25 protein-coding genes and 1 pseudogene are annotated in these 18889 nt (G+C 52.2%); 3 read left to right on the top strand and 23 right to left on the bottom strand.

All coding sequences use genetic code 11. The features are described from left to right. Positions 1-31: 31 nt before the first annotated feature. From AC6I8E_RS19525 to AC6I8E_RS19480, 10 genes are all read right to left on the bottom strand, one after another. On the bottom strand, positions 32-421 hold the full coding sequence (locus AC6I8E_RS19525; protein WP_497824871.1) for a hypothetical protein: 390 nt from the start codon (positions 419-421) through the stop codon (positions 32-34). Continuing rightward, positions 375-1496, bottom strand: a complete 1122-nt coding sequence (locus tag AC6I8E_RS19520; protein WP_497824870.1) for a hypothetical protein — start codon at positions 1494-1496, stop codon at positions 375-377. The genes AC6I8E_RS19525 and AC6I8E_RS19520 overlap by 47 nt, the downstream gene beginning before the upstream one ends. Positions 1497-1539: 43 nt before the next feature. Next, positions 1540-2343: a hypothetical protein gene (locus AC6I8E_RS19515; RefSeq protein WP_140029398.1), complete on the bottom strand. Its 804-nt coding sequence runs from the start codon at positions 2341-2343 to the stop codon at positions 1540-1542. Between the two features lies 1 nt (position 2344). Beyond that, entirely contained in the window at positions 2345-2986 is a 642-nt protein-coding gene (locus AC6I8E_RS19510) for a hypothetical protein (protein ID WP_497824869.1), read from the bottom strand. A gap of 1 nt (position 2987) precedes the next feature. Beyond that, positions 2988-3380 carry a hypothetical protein gene (locus tag AC6I8E_RS19505; protein WP_140029396.1) on the bottom strand — a complete coding sequence of 131 codons (393 nt, stop codon included), beginning with the start codon at positions 3378-3380 and terminating at the stop codon, positions 2988-2990. A 46-nt stretch (positions 3381-3426) separates the two neighbouring features. After that, complete coding sequence (locus tag AC6I8E_RS19500) at positions 3427-4557, bottom strand: major capsid protein (RefSeq protein WP_140029395.1); 1131 nt, start codon at positions 4555-4557, stop codon at positions 3427-3429. Positions 4558-4571: 14 nt separating this feature from the next. After that, positions 4572-5324, bottom strand: a complete 753-nt coding sequence (locus AC6I8E_RS19495; RefSeq protein WP_140029394.1) for a DUF6651 domain-containing protein — start codon at positions 5322-5324, stop codon at positions 4572-4574. A gap of 106 nt (positions 5325-5430) precedes the next feature. Beyond that, entirely contained in the window at positions 5431-6774 is a 1344-nt protein-coding gene (locus AC6I8E_RS19490; RefSeq protein ID WP_140029461.1) for a DUF4055 domain-containing protein, read from the bottom strand. A gap of 72 nt (positions 6775-6846) precedes the next feature. Then, on the bottom strand, positions 6847-8319 hold the full coding sequence (locus AC6I8E_RS19485) for a phage terminase large subunit family protein (RefSeq protein ID WP_140029393.1): 1473 nt from the start codon (positions 8317-8319) through the stop codon (positions 6847-6849). Continuing rightward, a complete protein-coding gene (locus AC6I8E_RS19480; protein ID WP_140029392.1) occupies positions 8306-8878 on the bottom strand; it encodes a terminase small subunit in 573 nt (190 codons plus the stop codon). Before AC6I8E_RS19480 ends, AC6I8E_RS19485 begins: the two co-directional genes overlap by 14 nt. Before the next feature lie 38 nt (positions 8879-8916). Here AC6I8E_RS19480 and AC6I8E_RS19475 point away from each other — a divergent pair, with 38 nt between their 5' ends. Further along, positions 8917-9093: a hypothetical protein gene (locus tag AC6I8E_RS19475; protein WP_181161942.1), complete on the top strand. Its 177-nt coding sequence runs from the start codon at positions 8917-8919 to the stop codon at positions 9091-9093. A 62-nt stretch (positions 9094-9155) separates the two neighbouring features. Here the strand turns inward: AC6I8E_RS19475 and AC6I8E_RS19470 are convergent, their stop codons facing one another. From AC6I8E_RS19470 to AC6I8E_RS19415, 12 genes and pseudogenes are all read right to left on the bottom strand, one after another. Then, on the bottom strand, positions 9156-9476 hold the full coding sequence (locus AC6I8E_RS19470; protein ID WP_181161941.1) for a GrlR family regulatory protein: 321 nt from the start codon (positions 9474-9476) through the stop codon (positions 9156-9158). Positions 9477-9650: 174 nt separating this feature from the next. Then, the gene (locus AC6I8E_RS19465; RefSeq protein ID WP_140029390.1) at positions 9651-9875 is read right to left on the bottom strand and encodes a hypothetical protein; all 225 of its coding nucleotides are present in this window, start codon (positions 9873-9875) and stop codon (positions 9651-9653) included. Between the two features lie 77 nt (positions 9876-9952). Next, on the bottom strand, positions 9953-10429 hold the full coding sequence (locus AC6I8E_RS19460; protein WP_140029389.1) for a lysis protein: 477 nt from the start codon (positions 10427-10429) through the stop codon (positions 9953-9955). Further along, entirely contained in the window at positions 10419-10922 is a 504-nt protein-coding gene (locus tag AC6I8E_RS19455; protein WP_140029388.1) for a lysozyme, read from the bottom strand. Before AC6I8E_RS19455 ends, AC6I8E_RS19460 begins: the two co-directional genes overlap by 11 nt. A 2-nt stretch (positions 10923-10924) precedes the next feature. Beyond that, entirely contained in the window at positions 10925-11278 is a 354-nt protein-coding gene (locus tag AC6I8E_RS19450; RefSeq protein ID WP_321184172.1) for a phage holin, read from the bottom strand. 83 nt (positions 11279-11361) lie between these two features. Then, on the bottom strand, positions 11362-12063 hold the full coding sequence (locus AC6I8E_RS19445) for an antitermination protein Q (RefSeq protein ID WP_140029387.1): 702 nt from the start codon (positions 12061-12063) through the stop codon (positions 11362-11364). Between the two features lie 54 nt (positions 12064-12117). Then, positions 12118-12402: a hypothetical protein gene (locus AC6I8E_RS19440; protein ID WP_140029386.1), complete on the bottom strand. Its 285-nt coding sequence runs from the start codon at positions 12400-12402 to the stop codon at positions 12118-12120. A gap of 16 nt (positions 12403-12418) precedes the next feature. Next, positions 12419-13015 carry a helix-turn-helix transcriptional regulator gene (locus tag AC6I8E_RS19435; RefSeq protein WP_140029385.1) on the bottom strand — a complete coding sequence of 199 codons (597 nt, stop codon included), beginning with the start codon at positions 13013-13015 and terminating at the stop codon, positions 12419-12421. 835 nt (positions 13016-13850) lie between these two features. Continuing rightward, positions 13851-14129 carry a hypothetical protein gene (locus AC6I8E_RS19430; RefSeq protein ID WP_010670499.1) on the bottom strand — a complete coding sequence of 93 codons (279 nt, stop codon included), beginning with the start codon at positions 14127-14129 and terminating at the stop codon, positions 13851-13853. Positions 14130-14185: 56 nt separating this feature from the next. Further along, positions 14186-14425, bottom strand: coding sequence for a regulatory protein YcgZ (gene ycgZ / locus AC6I8E_RS19425; RefSeq protein ID WP_010670500.1), 240 nt, complete (start codon positions 14423-14425; stop codon positions 14186-14188). 164 nt (positions 14426-14589) lie between these two features. After that, positions 14590-14736: a DUF4113 domain-containing protein gene (locus AC6I8E_RS19420; protein WP_497824905.1), complete on the bottom strand. Its 147-nt coding sequence runs from the start codon at positions 14734-14736 to the stop codon at positions 14590-14592. Between the two features lie 65 nt (positions 14737-14801). After that, positions 14802-14979, bottom strand: a pseudogene (locus AC6I8E_RS19415) (DNA polymerase V subunit UmuC); the annotation flags it as partial. 790 nt (positions 14980-15769) lie between these two features. Between AC6I8E_RS19415 and AC6I8E_RS19410 the strand changes: the two are divergent. Together AC6I8E_RS19410 and AC6I8E_RS19405 are read left to right on the top strand one after the other, a co-directional pair. After that, positions 15770-17266 (top strand): aminotransferase-like domain-containing protein, encoded by a 1497-nt coding sequence (locus AC6I8E_RS19410; RefSeq protein ID WP_258196016.1) that lies wholly within the window; start codon positions 15770-15772, stop codon positions 17264-17266. 105 nt (positions 17267-17371) lie between these two features. Further along, positions 17372-17836 carry a YlaC family protein gene (locus AC6I8E_RS19405; RefSeq protein WP_140029383.1) on the top strand — a complete coding sequence of 155 codons (465 nt, stop codon included), beginning with the start codon at positions 17372-17374 and terminating at the stop codon, positions 17834-17836. Here the strand turns inward: AC6I8E_RS19405 and AC6I8E_RS19400 are convergent. Continuing rightward, positions 17769-18056, bottom strand: a complete 288-nt coding sequence (locus tag AC6I8E_RS19400; RefSeq protein WP_181161951.1) for a cysteine hydrolase family protein — start codon at positions 18054-18056, stop codon at positions 17769-17771. The two genes, AC6I8E_RS19405 and AC6I8E_RS19400, sit on opposite strands and share 68 nt — an antisense overlap. Between the last annotated feature and the right edge of the window lie 833 nt (positions 18057-18889).

The raw sequence follows: 18889 nt of genomic DNA, 5'->3' as shown, positions 1-18889 counted from the left end.
TTTATCTCCGGGGTAATGAGTCAGTCAGTGTTCAGCGAGATAAGCTGTCTGAGACGGAAATGGACACGCTGCCTCCCCCTTCGAGGTTCACCAGGAAGTAGCGCACCACATTGAGATATTTCACCTGCACATCGGCTGTCATATAGCCCAGCGCCACACGCGCATCCGGGTTGTTGGCCGCATCGAGGCGCACAGCAAAGGCCGGTCCGCCATTCGGATCGCCAATCATCTTCAGCGTCTCCAGATTCGACAGGAAAGACTCTAACGTGCTTTTTGTTTCACGGCGCAGGTCCGTGGTCTGGTTGTCACCCACGACACTGCCGAACCCCGCCGCAATCGTCAGCGACAGGAAATTGGTCATGCGGGTGTAGGTGTCATCGTTCTGGGTCGGATTCGATGAGGTATTGCGCCCGGAGCGCATGCCGAAGTAACTGCCGCTCGGTGGCGATGATGCCGGGGATGCGTTTGTTGAGCGTGGAGATATGTGGTGATCGGGACGCAATATTGGCCGCTTCAAACGTGGCGGGCGCAATCATTCGGTTTATACCGTTTGCCGTATCCTTCCAGTAGGGCCAGTCACCCACGAGCAGCTTGAAATGCCAGTCATCCACGCCAGAGCTGTTGAGTGCTTCGGACACCACCCTGCATCCGGCGGAGGCCGGGCCCTGGGCAATGGCATAGGCACCTTCGGAGCGTGCAAACGCTGCCATGGCGGGCCAGCAGGTTTTATCGGTCACATCGGTAAGATTAATGACCTGTGAATTTGTGCCACGCAGGGCATACATGCCTTTACGGGGAGCATCAGTGCCATCCTTGCCCAGGAGCGTGGTATCCGTGATACCGGTTGCGCCGTCGGTACCGCCGCTGAGTGTGACCTCTTTCACCGCGTCCTGCGCTGGCGCTTCAGTTTCGGCAACGTTCGCGCGCACCAGCTGGCTGGGACCGCGGATATTCATCTGGCCGTGATTCACCGCCTCCGCCATCGCTTTCCAGAGTGCATCCCCTTCACCCTGCAGATTATCGAAAACTTCCGCACTCACACCCGGCAGACTGACCGTGAGCTTGCGTGTATTCACGGCGGTGCCCGGACTGATGCCTGCGCTGATATGATTACCGCGTGTGCCGCTGTAGAGTGCGGTCAGCAGCAGGCCTGATTTGCTGGCATTTTCACAGAGCCGCCCACTCGCAGCCTTGTCCTGACCGTTTGTCACGCGAACACAGTTCAGGTTTGCGGCACCGAGCTGCAGTGAAATCGCCGCTGCCGTGGCAAGGTCATACTGACGGACTCTGGGGGTGCCAAGAAAAAATGCCATATCGTTATCTGACGTGATACAGAAAGCGCTGTTAACCGGACCCCAGTCTGCCACCCCCACCAGCCCAAGACCGTCGGTGGGTACACCGTTAATGTAACGGGCCCGGGGCGGAACAACCTGAACATAAAGGTCCGGTGCCGTGAGTGCAGACGTGTTGAGGTCGCCGGTTGAATAAATCGGCATGAGAGAGACTCCGTAAACTTAAGCGAATGATGAAAAAGCAGGTTTACTGCGTGACCGGGTGCCCGTTCAGGGTGACTGCAATCTCGGTCACTTCAGGTGCGCTGATGGTCTGGGTGGTGGCGAAATTCACGCTGAAGATCAGGTCACGCCGGTAGACATGCCAGTTCTCTGACCTGTCCGAATCAAACTGACGCGTATAAAGGAGCTGCGCGGGGGCGCCGTCGTCAAGGTCGATATGGCACTGTTCAGAGAGTGCCGCATCAATGGCACTGCCGATGCGGTCTCTGAGCCCGGGCGCAGGTGCCCAGACAGTGATCTGGAAATCCTTTATCTGCCTGCGCAGTTCCCTGACAGCCTTTCCCGCAGTCGTGACAGAGAGGCTGAGTTGTGTCACCAGCATGATGCAGAGGCTGCTGCCTATAGTGAATGACCCGGGCAGTCTGACAGAGAGAACATAAAGCGCCTTTTCGGCTTTAGTGCCTGCCCGGAAGTGGAAGGTGTACGTTTTCCCGTTAAGGGCTATCTGCACGTTAGTCAGTGCGGACGCCACACCGGCAACACTTATCGTTGTGCCGTTCACTGTAAACTGCAGCGTGGGTTTTCCCTGCGCCAGAGTGAGGTAAGGCCTGCCCAGCGCCGTGCTGATTTTACGCTCTGCTGGCAGCGGCCAGACGGAGACATGCACGCCTCCCTTCTCAATATCCTGCTGCAGTGTGCCCGGCACCGGCCAGCCCGGATAAATTTTCACGGAGGTATTTACGATGCCCGGTAACTGGCTGCCGCCCGGATAAACTACGTCTGCAACACGACGGGCAAGATAACGGGCAACATCATCGGTACTTGCCATGTTACACCGTCACCAGAAGCGCCGTCAGACGCCAGCCCATGTCTGTGAGTTCCGTGCCGCTGACGACATAACGCTGCCCGGCTGCATCCGTCACAAAATCCCCGGCATGAAGAGACAGGCCTCTGAATGAAGGCATCAGAATATTGTGCCAGGCACTGCGCGTCTCACCCGGCAACTTAAGCGGGCTGTGCTCACCGCCACGGCTGAGCAGAATACTGGCAGGCCAGCCTGACATTATAAGCTTCTCACTGGCGGCTGTAGTGCCACTGTAATCCTGCACTCCGCTATCGGAACCTGCCTGCGAGGTGCGCCGGATGCTCACAAGCCGCTCAGTCCTGACGCAAAGAACGGGCTGCAGCAACGGCATGGCGGCCACGAAAAAGGTCCCCCCGGTGGACACCATGATATCGCCCGCCTCAAACCCTTCCGCATCAAAAATACCAATACGGGTAGCCTGCCCAAACCGGACTGCCCGCGCATAGTGGTAATCAGTGGCAAATGAGGCCGACAGCTCCCGCAGCGGCTGCGCATCCAGCGGACTGAACGGTGATACTGCCCGGTAATGACGGGCAGTACTGCCCAGGCGTTTCGCGGCCTTCCCGTTACCCTGGTTCACCTTCGCCGCCAGCTGCTGTGCGTCCATGTCAGCACCGGGTCACAGGTGTGGTGCCATTGCTCAGCGACGGACCCGGCGGGATACCAAGGAGTCCGCAGAGCTGGCGACGCCACTGATTGTAGAGGCGGGTACGGTCTGACACTTCTGACCGGTTGCGCTGCCAGACAGCCGCTTTATCCGTATCAAGGTTGTCTGCCGCATGTGTAATCCCCCATTCCAGACTGGCCAGTGTCGTCAGATAGTTCACCACGATGGCTTCATCCTCAGCCCGCAGCGACGTCAGCCGGTGAGCCAGCGTCTGGAACCGGCCTGAGGTGACCTGTGCGTAAGCCGCATCACTGCGATCGTCAGGAGACGTGTCGCCGGTCATGGGATAGCCCATATAGCGACGTGCATCTACCTGCTGCTGGGGAGTCAGCATGTATGACCTCATCTGAAAGGGTTTTGGCTGAAATGGCTGAGCAGGACTAACCCAGGAGCAGGGCAGTATGCTGAGGCTTGATGTTCTGACAGCCCCAGGCCGCGGCGATTTCGTAGCGAACGCGGCGGTACTGTTTGTACATTGAGACTTCGAACGACATGTTGGTGCGCGGATCGGTGATCATCATGCGGTCATCCGCCATGTCGCCTTCTTCCGGCAGCGCCGGGGCGCGTGTGGCCAGGATGATGGCAGAGCGGCTGAAGGCGAAGTTGGCGGTAAATTTACCGACGACTTTGAGCTCAGCACCTTTCAGAATGTCTTCGCGCAGGCCCGGAGCAAAAATGTGGACACCTTTGTCCGCATCCACACGGGCAATGATGTATTTCTGGCTGCCTGCGATGATCACATCACCGGGGGAAATCTGTCCTGCTGGAATCGCGACCGGGATATAATGTGACCCGACAGCAATTTTGTCATCTCCGCCGAGTTTATACGCAGTCCCCGCCGGGCCATTCAGCGATGCCACACCTGCCGACTCACGCAGGGTAAAGCCATGCAGTTCGAGCAGCGTGCCCTGCGCACGTAATGCCGTGGTGCCTGCCTCATTGGCTTTAGTCAGCTGCGCCATGGTGCGCAGTGCGGCACCGGCTGTGGTGTCGATAACGCATTGCAGATCGCTCAATGGTGCGCCATTGTCAGTGAGGATTTTACGCACCTGCGCCGTATCGGTAAGCGTGTCTTTGAACGGTGTTTTACCCGCTTCACCGGCTGCACGAGATGCGCGACGAAACAGTTGCCCCAGGTCAGATTCAATTTCATTGACCAGGGTACGCATCGCCTGTGTAACCTGGTCACGGCGGATGCCATGATAACCCGGTCCGTATTTGATTCTTTTCTGCTCTTCACCTTCCCAGCGGAACGGCACCATTCGCGATTTCGTAATGGCCAGCGGCACATTACCAATATCCTGGTCACCGTCATCCGGCGGCAGCTGTCCGGGTTTCACATCTTCAGCCTTTGAGGCAGGCGTCATCGGAATGCGGATCGGCTGATTGAGTGCCGCACGCTCTGCGGACGCATCCAGCGTAATGGACGGAATGAACCCGCAAAGTTCACGGGACACAATGTCCAGCGACTGATACAGGTCGGGAATGAGTTGAGTCAGGGTATTAGACATGCAGGGTTATCCTGTTAATCAGTAATCTGTACACCCGCACAGGCCCGTTCGCTCTGCTCCTGAGGGCTGAGGGATTCGAACTGTGCACGGGTAAGTGTGTTTGAGCTGCTGTTGCCATTTCCGCCGGAGGAGCCGCCGCCTGATGCGCCGGTTCCTTTGAGGATCTGGTCTTTATACGGATAGTGCTCAACGAGAATGCTCAGCGCTTCATCAAACCCCGCTGCTTCACCGGGTCTGACCGCACTGAAGATTTTGTTTCCGTCGCGATCAAACGCCGTGACGGCGTCACCGACGACCTGAAAGTTGCTGCCGAAACGGGCTTCCACCAGGTCAGCCGGAATACTCATCTTCTCGGCGATGAATTTTGAACGGGCAAAACTGCCGCCAATTTTCTCCGCCGTGAGCTTCTGGCTCAGGTCGTCGCGTTCTTTCACAATGGGGGCATACTTCTCCTCCAGTGCACGAACAGCTTCAGTACGGACCTTATCGATTTCACCGGCATCCACCAGCGTCTTGTCTTGCAGGTTCTTCACGGTGTCCAGTGCCGCCAGCGCAGCAGCCGGATCATCAATCCCTTCAAAGGTCTTAAGCTGCGTTTCCGCACTCTCAGCACGTTCACGGTGAGACTTAGCCTCACCATTAAGGCGTGAGATGGTCTGCAGGGTGCCGGGAACATCAAATGGCAGTTCCTTGCCGTCGTCCTGCACGTACACGGGTTTGCCATCGTTTACGACCACATGGCCGTTCTCATCGAGTTTCAGTTTCATCAGGGTCATCCAACCGTATAAGAGCCATCCGGCCCGTGACGCCGTGCTGCATCCGCAGCGGCCGGCAATAAAAAAGGCCCCTGCATGTGCACGGGCCCGGAAAGCGTTAAACCGGCGGTGTGGTGACCGGCTTAACTGGCAAAGGTGGTGGCATGGCACGTATCCGCGCCTGCTCTTCCGACCAGCGGAGCTCGCTGTTGATGAGGCCGCGGCGCTGTATCTCGTTAAACAGCGTCTCATCGGACAGCGCCCGCGTTTTATACATGTCCACCAGGAAGTCAGCTGACGCTTCAGCAAGGGTAGTGGCACCAAAATCGCTGAAGATGGTGACGTGCCCGCCTTCAGGCTCACCCGTCCATTCCGCCAGATACTGCAGTGCAAGACGCGCTGCATCGGTAAGGTCGCAGACCATGCGCTGCAGAGCACTGGTGCTCGCCTCGTTATCGGTCAGCGTCTGCACCACGGTGCGGTGGCCGGGTTTTACCACCAGCAGTTCTGCCCCCACCTGGCGCATCTTTTCCTCAAGGTCGAGGATGTCTGTGCGACCGGCCTCGATAGCTTTGCCGCTGTGCTCAACATAACGCAGGTCGGCGTCATCTTCTTCTGACAGAATGGCCGATGCCGCACCAACCGAAATGGGACCATCACCGAGCTTTTTACCGAAGAGCACCGGTACGCGGGCGACATGCAGGATGGTCTGCTGATCACTGCGGGACTGCCAGTGTTCGACGTTGAGCCAGGCCAGTTCAGCCAGCGGCGGCCGGCCGTTCATAAAGCCGCGTTTGTCGCCGTAGACCGGGACAAAAGTGATTTTTTTCAAGCTGGTGGTGCCTTCGTCATGCAGCTGCCATTCCAGTGCACCGGTTATGGCATCAGGCTTTTCGCGGTAAACCCGCCAGCGGCCGGGAGTCAGTACCCTGACCTGCTCAATGTTTTTCACGACAAACTCATTCTGCGGGTCACGCTCACTGATCGTTTCGACAAAGCGCAGCAGCGTGAACGTCTCCTGCCCGTTGATCCGTTCTGAGTCGTAATCCAGCAGGCTGGTGGCATTCACCCTGACGAAATAAGGCCGCAGCCCGCGCAGGCGCTCTTCAGCCAGAGAGAGCTTTTTATCCGCAGGTGGATGTTCGACAAGGATGCCGCAGAGGCCAAAGGCCATCGCCTCTTCAAAGGTGTCAGCAAGAAAGGAGTGCAGATTGGTGCCCTGCAGGTCCACATCCCGGAACATCTCACGTATGCGTGCAGGCACAGCTTCATCATTCCAGGTCACCGGTCGGGAAAAGGGTTTGCCGCTGAGTACCTCCACCGTGCGGGAGAACGCCGGAAACAGCGTGGCCACTGCGAGCCGGTTCTGGTAGAACGCCTCTTCTTCGTTAGGCCATCTGGGCAGGTAGGTTTTGCCTGACTGCCGCATCGCGGCAGTGCCGCCAAGCAGCGTGCTGATCATGGGCCAGCATCCGGCCATCGACTCGATTTTTGGCGATCGCTTACGGACGTCGTTGCTCATGATGAAGTTCAGTTATGCTGAAAAGGGACGCACTGTCGTGCCTTTCGGCTGGAACAGTTCTGTGATGGCCCAGACCAGCGCATCCAGCCGGTCAGGCGATTTCTTCGCGTTAGCGGGCACATATTCCAGCAGCTGGTTTTCGAGCTGGTAGAGGTTGCCGCGGTGAGCAACCCGCCCCTGTTCATAAAGCGCAGAGATGGGCTCTGCCCGGGCAAATTTGCCCCTGCTGGCATGGACGCGGACGATGCGCCCGCGAAAGCCCGCATTGCGCAGGGTATCTTCGGCCATATCACCGCCCTGGTTGGTTTCAATGACGATGGCTTCAGCGTGGTGCTCCTCATACGCCCTGATGGCGCGCTTCGCCCAGCCATTGGGCGAGTACTTCCCGGAGTAATCGGCATCTGCAGAGAACAGCCGGTCATTGCCGCGCCCGTAACTGCTCGCCACGACAATACCGGTTTCGTCACTCTCTTCGCTGTTTGTCGCCTGCGGGTCGATGGCAACGACCGTCCGCGACGGCTGCAGGGTGATATCCAGCGCACGCGCACAGGACATCATCGCTTCGGTCCAGAGTGCGCCATCAGCATTAAACCGGCGGGGCCGCTGCATGTACTGCGCTTCCGCGGTACGCCGGTGTGAAAACAGAGAGACGCGATGCGATTCGTTGTGCTTGTAAGGCCAGAGCCAGCCGTCACGCAGACCATGATCGATGGGGATCGCGTGCGTGTTTTCCGGGTAAACCAGCGAATACGGTTCGCTGTTATCAATCAGCACCGGCAGGTTCAGGTGGTGCCACTGTTCGCCGCTGCCACCACGCAGCAGGTATCCGCTGAGATCGTGGTAGTGAATGCGCTGCATGATGACCACGATGGGCGTGGTCTCAATAGCCAGACGGGAACGAATGGTTTCGTTGAAGCGGGTGTTGACCCCGACGCGTATGGTTTCGCTGTAGGCGTCGTCAGGTTTGACCGGGTCGTCAATGATCAGACTGCCCTGCCACCCCGGCTCCATGTGTCCGGCACGAAAGCCGGTAACCTGCCCCGCAGCGGACGAGGCATACACCCCGCCGCCGTGTTCGGTCCACCACATGGCTTTACTGTCGGCATCATCGCGCAGCGCCATCGGCCACATGGCCTGAAAGGCAGCAGACTTCACGATGCTGCGCGTGGTTGACGAGTTCAGTAATGCCAGGTTGTGGGAATACGACAGGTGCATGAAGCGTGCACGGCGGTTCAGCGCCAGCCCGCGGCCCATCATGTTGATGGTGGCCAGTTCCGTTTTAGTGTAGCCCGGGGGCACATTGATGATGAGTCGCCGGATGTCGCCATCAATCACCCGGTCCAGCGTCCGCTGAATCACCTGATGATGAGGCGCGACGATCATTCTGCTGCCAGTTCGCTGCTTAAAGAAGTAGCGGGTAAAGTACATCCCGTCCTCTTCACACTCTATGCGGCGTGCAGCGGTCTTAAAGTCAGCAGTCGTCATCCTCCAGCATTTCCCGGCGCGCCTGCCGGTATTCCTCGCGTGAAAGCAGCGCAACCTCAAGCGGGCCGCCGTCTCTGCCGGTCAGTGATGTCGCGGCCTGTTCGCGGAACGCCTGCACTGAGATGTGTTTGCCGAGCAGCTCCAGATTTCTGACTTTGTCCGGCCACTTAATCTTTTTCAGGATACCGACCATCTCGCGCTCTTCGCCACGGCCTTCAAACATCTCGGCCAGATCGAATCCGCTCAAGTAGCGTCGCCATGATGAAGGCCATTGCGACACAGGTTTGATGCTCATGTCATCGGTCATAATGTCGAGCACGTCCATCTGGTCAATTTCGATCAGGCGGTTAAGAACATATGCAGCATCAATGTTTATTTGTTTATTACGCTGTAATTTGAGATCTGAAATACGGTTCTGAATATTAATCTTTGATAAGTTTTGAGCACCCTGCACATTCGCGGCCTTTGCACTGTATCCCGCCCGGATAGCAGCCTGGGTGGCGTTCAAATCGATGAGGTACTCGCGACAGAACATTTCTTGTTTGTCGGTGAGTGCCATAGTTTTTTCTCATAAATATATGGAACATGGAGAATTTGATGGAGAAGCATACTTTTAAAAGCATCGAGTATGACATTGAGGTAGTAGACGGTAAGCCTGTTGCTGCCTACCTTAACGGCAAACGCATAACTGGTCCGCTAGCAGAAGAAATATTAAAAGATTTTGAAAAAAAACAACCACAACTTACCCCCACACCAAAGAGACCTAAGCCCTAAACATTAGATGCCGCCTCCCATAAAAAAACCTCCCGGAGGCGGCTTAATTTAATTCTTTATTATTACACCAAAGGCGCAAGCGACCTTGTATGGATCTGAATTTGCATACTTGGCTGTCCTTGGATGTGCCCCTCAAGGATGTGGTACCCCATGACAGGCTTAACTTTTAGCTCAAGATGAAATTCCTTGATTGGGCCAAAAACAGAGGTGGCCTGATCATTGAACCTAGTCACTTTAAGCAGAGCAGATTCTTCAGTGATATCACCTTGGTAAAAGTATGCATAATCGCCACCGTTAACCTTTCCATCTTTAACAGTAACAATGCCAACACCGAAGTCCTGCTGATTACTCTTGAAATTCACATGATAAAGTCCGTCTTTCATTGTAATCTCCGAATGTTTAAGGAAACTACACATTACCCTCAGGATTAATCCCAGTGAAGCAAATCTTTCTCACAGCTTCGCGACGATTTACATCGCGGCTAACCGTTAGCCCTTGTCGAAGAGATTCGTCATCAGGTGCACTCTCAAAAGCGCCTTGAGATAATATATTAGGGATTAGTCGGCTTTTGTGTCTAACCAGTCTGCTGCAGATCTCATTTGTTTGATTGCTTCGGTTTTAGCCAACTTTTCTAACTCAGCTAAAGTTGTTTCCACTTCATACGGTAACTTCAGATACAAAGCCACGTTTTCACCACCCGAGTCAGGGTCAGTATAAATCGTCACTTCCGCATAGACGGACTTCCCTTCAACTCGGGTAAAATTTCCAATCTCAATTTCCATAATTCACTCAGGTAAAAACCATTTACTGAGGATTATGCATTACTGCCAACTGAGCTGAAACGTGAAAAAGAGCGATATCATTTTAGGTTTTGTTCTCTGATGTACTGCTGCAGCCCAGCTATTTGCTTTCCGGCGACTTCGATTCGCTCTCTGAGGGTGAAATAATCCCGTTGAGCGGAGTCATCAGGTCGGGTGCAGGCTTCATTAACCATGCAGGCGGCGGCACGCTTAGCAGGCGACATGGTGGAACCACGGGTCTTGAACTGCAGCCGACGCTTGCCAGCAGTAACATCATCACGCAAATGATCGATAGTCGCTTTAGCATCTGCTAATTCCTTCGTGTATTTCTCATCGAGAGCAGCAACATCACGTTGACGTGTCTGCATATCAGTGATGATTTCGTTTGCCTGCTTGAGGCTTACAACTGCCCTGTCCCACCGAGCCTTATAGTCGATAGCGTTGCCACGATAAAACAGGGCAAATGCAGTAACAGTTATTATTGAAGCCAACGAAATCAGTATGACCGCAATAACTGCTTTAGACTTACAGGTCATCGCTGCTCTCCGCCAGGCAAAGTGCACGTTCAGTTTCGCGGCGATTCATCAGCCCTCTCCACTTTCTGCCGCCCGCAAAGACCCATCGGCGCATTTCACTGCACGCACCCGTCTTGTCGCCTGCGTTGAGCTTTTTCAGAAGGGAAGACCGGGAAAAAGCGTCAGTACCGGTGTTATAGGCAAAGCTGTAGAGTGCGGCGCGCTGGTAATCGCTGAGGGGGACCATGACAAGACTGTCAACGACGGCCTGAACAGGTTTCAGGTCTGCGTGAAGCAGACTGTCGCATTCCTGGTCGGTGTAGGTTTTATTTCTGACAATGTCGGGGCCGGTGTGACCATCACATACCGTGAGCACACCGGCGACATCCCGATAGGGAACATAACGACGCCCTTCCAGACCATCCGGACCGCCGAGCAGCGTAATTGCCAGAGTCAGGGCACCCGCACCGGCTGCAGCCAGAAGTCTGTTACGCAGCGCTGCCGGTATGGCCATTTTCAGCGCGGCTCTTCATGGCAGGCGCAGCGCAGTGCCTTGATTTCTGCCAGTGTTGCCTTGCGCCGGTAATACCCGTTGGTGATGCAGGTGATAGTCGCGAGGCTTATGCCGGCCAGAACGCCGACGGCGCTCCATTCTTCCGGGCTGAAAAAGGTCAGGACGCCATGGACAACTTCGCCTGCGGATACGCCGTATGCGATGCCGGTAGTGAGTTTGCTCATCAGGAGTTGCCGCGCAGAAAGGGAGAAAGAGAGCCGGAGCCGGTGGATGAGCAGGATACGCTGACGGCAGCCGGCCATAAAAAAAGCCCTGACAAAAATGCCAGGGCTGAATTGAAATTTCTCAAGGGTCATTTACCCATCGTTGGAGTCAATCTAACACAAAAAATGGAAAAGTAAATAGCGAGCTATCACATCGCTACGTTAATTATCGCTCGCTATTTAGTAATGCGCGATAACATCTTCTCAGCCCAGGCTTCTTCCCGGTGCAGCTCGGCGACCAGAAACTCCAGCAACTGCTTCATGCTTTTGTTCCACGTATCCAGCGTAACAGCCTGCGTGACCTGACACACCGCCCTGAACACAACAGCGGAAGGTATACGTTCAAAGCCGCGCCCGGAACACCGCTTACAGGGCTGATAAACCGGCACACCCTGGAATCGTGTCATCACACGGTTAACCGCTTCCCCTCGCCCTTTGCAGTCCTTGCAGGCTGCCCGCACGACACCTTTTCCGTTACATTTGCTGCAGCACTTTCCGTTGTGCAGCCCTGTGCCGTGACAGGCATGACATGGCGATTCGGTATCCGGGCTGCGCGCATAATCAAGAAAGGCATAGCCCGCGATGACCGTAACCACCGCCATTCGCTCATCTTCGGGCAATTTAGAGAGGGCCGGATAATGCACTGATGCCGTCATTCCGGTCTTAGTGAGCAACTCTACAGCGCGGTCTCTGTCATGGTGACTGAGCTGCATTTTGCCAAAGAAGGCAGAATAACCGAGAGGGGCTCGCTTTTGTGTCATACCCAGTGCAGCCATCACATCGCTGCCGGTCATGTCATCAGGTGAACGGGAGGACGGGCGGGTGAAAGGCGAAACGGAGCGCGGGTTGTGATACTTAACAACACTTTCAAGTTTCATCGTAGTGACTCTGTGCCGGTAAGAAAGTTACCGGCACTATGAGTCGGTTAAGATTCATTTTTCTGAATGCCTGCAGACGCGTTCCCGCGAATGAAAAATGAATTTCTGAACAAATTTTTCCCTGGGCAGCTGGTGTCTGCCCTTCTCCGTCACCCGGCACCACAATTCAATGAGCGCTTCACCAGAATGGTGACGGGGGCTGGCCCCTTTCTTCCACCCGATAAGTGTGGAAGCCACCACATCCAGTTCGTCTGCGATGTCCTGCAGAGAGTAACCGGAACGGCTCAGGTCGGTGAGGATCCGAAACCAGTCGATTTTATGAATATTGATGACAGGCACGCGACTTCCCCTGCTGTTAGAGCCTGAGTAAATCTTTAAGATTCCTGACGCCCAGCTTATTGGCACAGTTTTTCCGGTGCTGATAGACCGTCCGGATTTGGATCCCCAGCAATGAAGAGTGATGCCGGACATCCATTCCGTTCAAAAATCCATCAATAACGGCATGCTCGCGCAGGGTTATTCTGCAGTTTTCTCTTTCAGAACGCTTTCTCTCCAGATAGCGTCTGAGCACAAACGCGATGTATGAAACGGGCATGGATACATCCAGAACAAACTCCATATCACAGACGCGGTTCAGAAGACTCCTTTTCCGGCTGTCCAGAAGAGCCTGACTGTCTGAAAAAACCAGCACGTTACCGTTTGTTTTACGCACCAGCGTGAGAAATAAGCTAAACCAGTCCGGAAAGAAGTCATCGTACCCCAGGCAGATAACGGCGAGATGATAGCGACCCGGATATCTGTTCGCTTCATGACTGCTGAATTTCAGGCCGTTTCCGCACGTTAATACTGTCAGATTTCTTTTACTGCATGCGGCGTGTATAAGACTGAATAGTCCATAATGTAAAACATTGTTGTCTCCGATGACGACAATACGGCCTTCTTTGCTTTTCATATCCTGCCTTCCGTATTAAGCAGTTCATCCCAAAAGGATTTACATCCACCCTCCTAATGACGCGTATTATTACTACTCATATCCTGCAGGACATTCAATGCAATCGTTTGCCCGACAGAAATGCCAAACAAAACCACCCCTTTAACCTGTTGATTAAAATAAGTTAAAGTCATACCAGGAAAAGTATTAGGAGTAACTTTCAGACTCCTGTTAGCACCCATTCCTACCCAAAATGAATTCTGACGAGCCTGAATAATAGAAGGCGGATTTATACTTTCATACAGACACTCACATATCGGTTAAATTCACATCGTGAAAATTACCTTTCAGTCATGAAAAAATAGGGAAGATAATGAGAGGAGTACTGTTTTTCCACTCCCGGAAAGGAAGTGTTACATGATGCTATGGGGTATCTTAAAACCATCCTGAGACAAACTGAAAAAACAAAGCCCATATTACTTCAGATGAGATGGCTGGCATGACCGAGGGTGCCGACGCGGAACAATACTGAAACAGCTGACACCATTACGCGTGCAATTCAGTGACTGCGTGATAGCACTATTGACAGTATAGCCTGCTCCAATTGTCTTAAATTCATTGAACAGCAGATGAAATGAAGTCTGGCGACCGCCGGAAGCCGATCAGGATGATCCCGTTGCGTCTTTGAGGCCCATCAGAATTACCCTACAGCAGCGCAGCACAACAGGACTGAGAAGGTCAATACACATCTCCCTTTAAGTCATCAGAGAGAACATGCCCCCTGTCGGGATACCTCTGCAGACACCGCACGCAGGGCACTGTACTGTCATCAGCAAAAAGGGATATGAAAAGACGATCAATGCCAGGTCAGGTCATCGTAACTGTCGGTTGAGTTCATGGTGAATTCTCCCATGGCACTTCTCTGTAGTGCATCGCGCCTTTTGATTTCGTCGCTGACATCATTGATTGCCAGTTTCAGGGCATCAATCCTGTGTATATCACTCTCTGTTTTGAGAAAACTGTTCAGCTTGTTCAGTATGCCCGGCCATGAGACACGTGTGTTGTCATTGAGTATGGCGAGAGTCGCTTCCCCGATGAGCACATCACGCAGCAATTGCATATCCTGTTCTGTCATGACTGCAGCTGGTCTCCTGTCTCACGACACCGAAAAGGTGGGCAGTAAAATCACACTCATTTGCTGAACAAAAGCTCAATCAGCGCATGCAACTGCTGTTCTTCTGCATCAGATGAAGCCTTATCAAGACGTACAATCAGCCTTAAGCAGATAGCTTTGCGATTCAGTGTCTGACCTGAACGGAGGATCTCAGCAACAACTGAACCAAGCGTTTCCTGCTGCGAGAGCAGATTTGCACGGCTGAAATAGTCAGCGATATCGCTGTTGGAACCTGTGCTGCTCAGATTCAGTTGCATGACTAACTCCACTGTATGATTCGAAAATGACGTATTTTGCGTAAATTATACAAAATATGTAAATCTGTACAGGTATATCCGCTTCGCTTACAATAATTACTGGCCAGGACAGATGCCGGAGAGTATCCATCCGGATGTTGTACTGCTACAGCCTGATTTGAGCCCTATCTGGCCCATGGCAAATCAGACACACGGGTTGTGTAGGCAGGGGACAGCATGTCTCTTTTCATCGACCAGGATTTCTGGATACCCTGCCCCGCAAAAAAGAGACTGGCCTTGCCACTCTGATTAAGCCCGTCAACCACCCGCATCAGAGCATAACTGTTCGCCAGCGGACGGTATTCATCAAACAGACTGAGCTGGGCCACACCCTGGCTATAGAAGTCGCATTGAGCTTTTTACTGATACGAAGCCCCCACTCCCCATACATCCTCAACAGGCACAAGCGCCATTAGCTTTCGCTGCCGGTCGATATTCGACAGGTCGACGACACCGCCAGTCTGCTTCCACTTCTTGGCGGCGTGATTTGCCAGCTTGGCCAGCGTTTTGGTCTGGGTACGATGCTAGCCTTAAAATTGCCACATACGCCATTCAGGTCAGGTCTGCCGGCTGCAGAAACCGCATACCCACTGACCAGGCAGGTTGAAACCGAGTCATTCGGCAAGGCAACTACGCTATTATTATGATTTATCATCTGTAACTTAATGGCTGCTCATCAGCTTTTCGACTCTAGAGTTATTTCATTATAAATCAGAGAACTGTATCAGGCTTCCTACTTACGACTGGTTTTCTTTAAAACATTTTACTTTTCGTACACCATAAGCCAAACCTTGCAAATGCGCGATTTGTGCTGACATACTTCTCTGCATTGATTCACAGCCACCAATGGGTAATTCGTGAGATTTTCACTTCATGATATGTCGATTTTTATCAGTTTCATTTTTTGTGCATTAGCTATTTTACTTTCCTTTTTCTTCGCAAAAAAAGCCCTAATCCGCTTTAAATACGCCAGAAATCTGAAAGACTTTAAATCCATCAGGCATATGTTAAATAAACTCTCTCACAGGAATGGTGGAAGTCCGAATTCGGAATCGCTCAGAATAGAGTCTGTGAAGAGTATTCTTTATGTCATTACTTATTTTACGGCATCCTTACTGGTCCTGATTTTTACAGGCTGGGTATTATCACAAATCTGATTACTGACATCCTTCGGCATCTATGCATAACTCACAGGCCCTTTCTTAATTCATAGGGCGAAATGCACTTTTTTGTTCAAAATACGTTTACAAACATGGTGAGCTTACTCTTATCTTAACGCCCAGAATTCCTTTGCGTTAGTTAAATGTGCAAAGTGATGCAATCAATGATGCAATCAAGTTACACATTGATTCAGGTTGTGCTATTACTGGTTCCATGCTTCATTTCCTGATTAAAAAAATGGTTAACTCGCTTTTTATACGCTGGGCTATGCAGATTCGGCAACAGACTCAGCGCCCTGCTTATCTTCGCATAGCTGACTTCATTGCTGAAGGTGTGGCCTCGGGTGAGCTGCCTTCGCGCTATCGTTTGCCTCCGTTACGTGAGCTGGCAGAGATGCTTGACCTTAACTATTCAACAGTAACACGGGGTTACGCTGAAGCTCGCCGCAGGGGTCTGATTGATTCCCGACCGGGTTTAGGCAGCTTTATTCGCAATAAAGCCTCTTCCGCTTCAGCCTTACCTGTCAGCAGTTATGAAATGACGATGAATGCGCCGGTTGAGCCTGCTGTTCCCGCTCTGGAAGAAGCGTTAAGAACGGGGGCGATAAACCTTTTCAACACAACGGATATGCTGAGCCTTATGCGTTACCAGAATTTTGGAGGTAACTCAGAGGACAAAGCCGCCGCAATAATCTGGATGAATCGTAAACTAAACATCTCCAGCGATGCTGAAGTCCTTGTCTGCCCGGGAATACACAGCGCGCTGTTTGGGCTGATGACACTGTTCAAACGCAGAAAAGGATATATTTGTGTTAGCAGTCTTGTATATCCAGGTATGAAGGCAATCGCAAACCATCTTGATATCAGGCTGAAAGCAGTGCTTTGTGATGAATATGGCCCGGACCCATCTGTACTTGACGCCCATTGCAGAGCGGGTGAAGTGACTGCATTGTATATCAACCCGACACTTCACAATCCGACTACGTTAACCATCCCTGAATTCAGGCGGCGGGAACTGGCGGAAGTCTGTCGGCGTTATAACATTTCAGTAATTGAAGACGATGCGTATGCAGCGCTCAGCGATAACCACTTGCCGGCGTTTGCAGAACTGCTACCGGAACTGACATGGTACGTGACTGGCATGTCCAAGTGTTTCGGCCCGGGACTGCGTATTGCTTTTCTTAAGGGGCCAGGTGGCCGCGCAACAGAACGCCTGTCCGTTGTTCTGCGGGCGCTCACAGTAATGTCCAGCCCGTTTACGAATGCGCTGGCGCGACAGTGGATAAATGACGGTACGGCTGACCGCATGCTGATTGAAATTAAAAATGAGGCAAAAGTGAGACAAAAGATGGCCTCATTCTACCTCTCCACCTGTCAGTATCAGGCCGATCAGAATGGATATCATCTCTGGATGCCCCTTCCCAAGATAATTAATTCAAACTCTTCTGATGTGGCAGCCAAACTCAGGGAAAAGGGGATTAGTGCTGTGTCAGGTGTTGCCTTCTGTACGGATAATAACCCTGTCGAAGCATTACGCCTCTGCCTGGGTGGCTCTCAGACCCGTGAACAATGTGAAGAGAAACTTAAAACCCTGTCTGAAATGCTGGCTGATCCCTTTTATTTTTCAGGGATGGCCATATGAAACATTTAATTAACGCATCAGATTGTGCTGTAACGTTATGGCTTCTGTTCGCAGCCTCAACAATCTAATGACCATTAAATACAACTGGCTGATAAGGCTTTAGAAATGATAAATGACCTCAATAGCGTCCTGCAGAATGAGTTAAACAGAATTAACAAAGCGGAGAATCGTAACGATCGTCCCTATTTCGATGTATCCTTCATAAGGCAATACCCTGGCCTTTACGGCTTAATGTGTTTTTTGTTTGTTCTTACAATGAGTCTTCTGCTGTATTCTGACTCTTTCGGCAACATCGAATACATTGTTTGTGTCCTGATATTTGCGGTCTGCAACTTCTTTTTCTTTTTCCACATTAATCCCTCTTATCAGGTCAATGATATTGATAGAGGTGCCTGGAAAAACTGCTATACAGGTGACTGGTATATGGAAGTCCATGTACGTAAAGAGTTCATAGATTCGCTTCTGAACGGAAATATACTCACTGAGGCAGAAAAAAAGACTCTCATATCTCATTATGAGAAAAAAGGTCATCTTTACTTCGCAGACATTTATCGCCTCCGGAACAGATAATTCTGCGCTCAGGGTTGCATGCAACCCTGAACCCTGCCTTTGATTCAGCGCTGAAGCGTATCTTAAGTACGTAAAGCGCCATTTTACTGAGCGCTTTCATTGGTGCAGCACAGCCCTCAGCAATGATATGTACCTTCAAACCATGAGCCTTCAGTGAAAGCGCGGTGTGCGTGACATAGTGCTGCGTGAGCATGTCTGTCAGGTAGAGTTCGTTAGCCATTATCTTTCAGAAGTGCCTCAGGATAGGTTTCGAAAAAGCTGTCAGCTTCTTTTCACTATTATCGGCGCACCCAAAAGTGGAGCTAAGATGTCAGGATGGATATTCACCCCCTCATTGTCAGGTGTGCAGAACGCGCCATAAGGTGAAGTAACATGCTGAATGCAAATAATCAGCCACCCTGCTTCACTTGCTTTCTCAAAGCACGCATACCGGCTTTACAGGCAGCATGCGTTTCCTCACGCGGAAATGCTCCTCCAGGGAAGTAATCATTCTGGATAAGGACAACTATCTGCGCATTTTTCATATTTATCTTCAGGCTGATGCTGGCAACTGACAAATTGAGTTAGTCTGTGTAGGTTAAGGGTAATTTCCGCGTTGAAAGGAGCCTGATGGTTTCTTGCCAGTGCTATTCAGCATTCGCCTAGAGATTCAATAAGCCTGCCAGTTCAAGCGCAACCCGTAAAGTTAACTTCGGGTCATATTTTACTGAACCCAGCCATGGTTCATCTGCCGCAGAGCATACACTCCCACATGAGCCGGTCCGTCTGACATGATCGCACTTCATTTACAGGTCACTATGTAATACATGCGGTGATAAGCGTAACGCTTTGCCACACAGAATGCAGTTTCCCTGCCCTGCTGCATTACCACCTCGGTGGTATTCAGTATCTGCTGCCAGTAGTCTGTGAAGTTGTCGTGAGCTGAACGCATTTCTGGTTGCAACTACAGCTCTTTTGATTCCCTCTGCGCGAGCTGACTATGCTCTCATTAGAACAGGAGATTTCGATGTCCTGAAAGCACAGAAGCCATCCCGAGGATGGCTTCTGAAGTAC

The organism is Pantoea sp. X-Soil-YNGN-785 (genome assembly GCF_059730585.1).
Note: the sequence above shows the minus strand (reverse complement) of the source record. Positions and strands in the feature narration are given on the sequence as shown.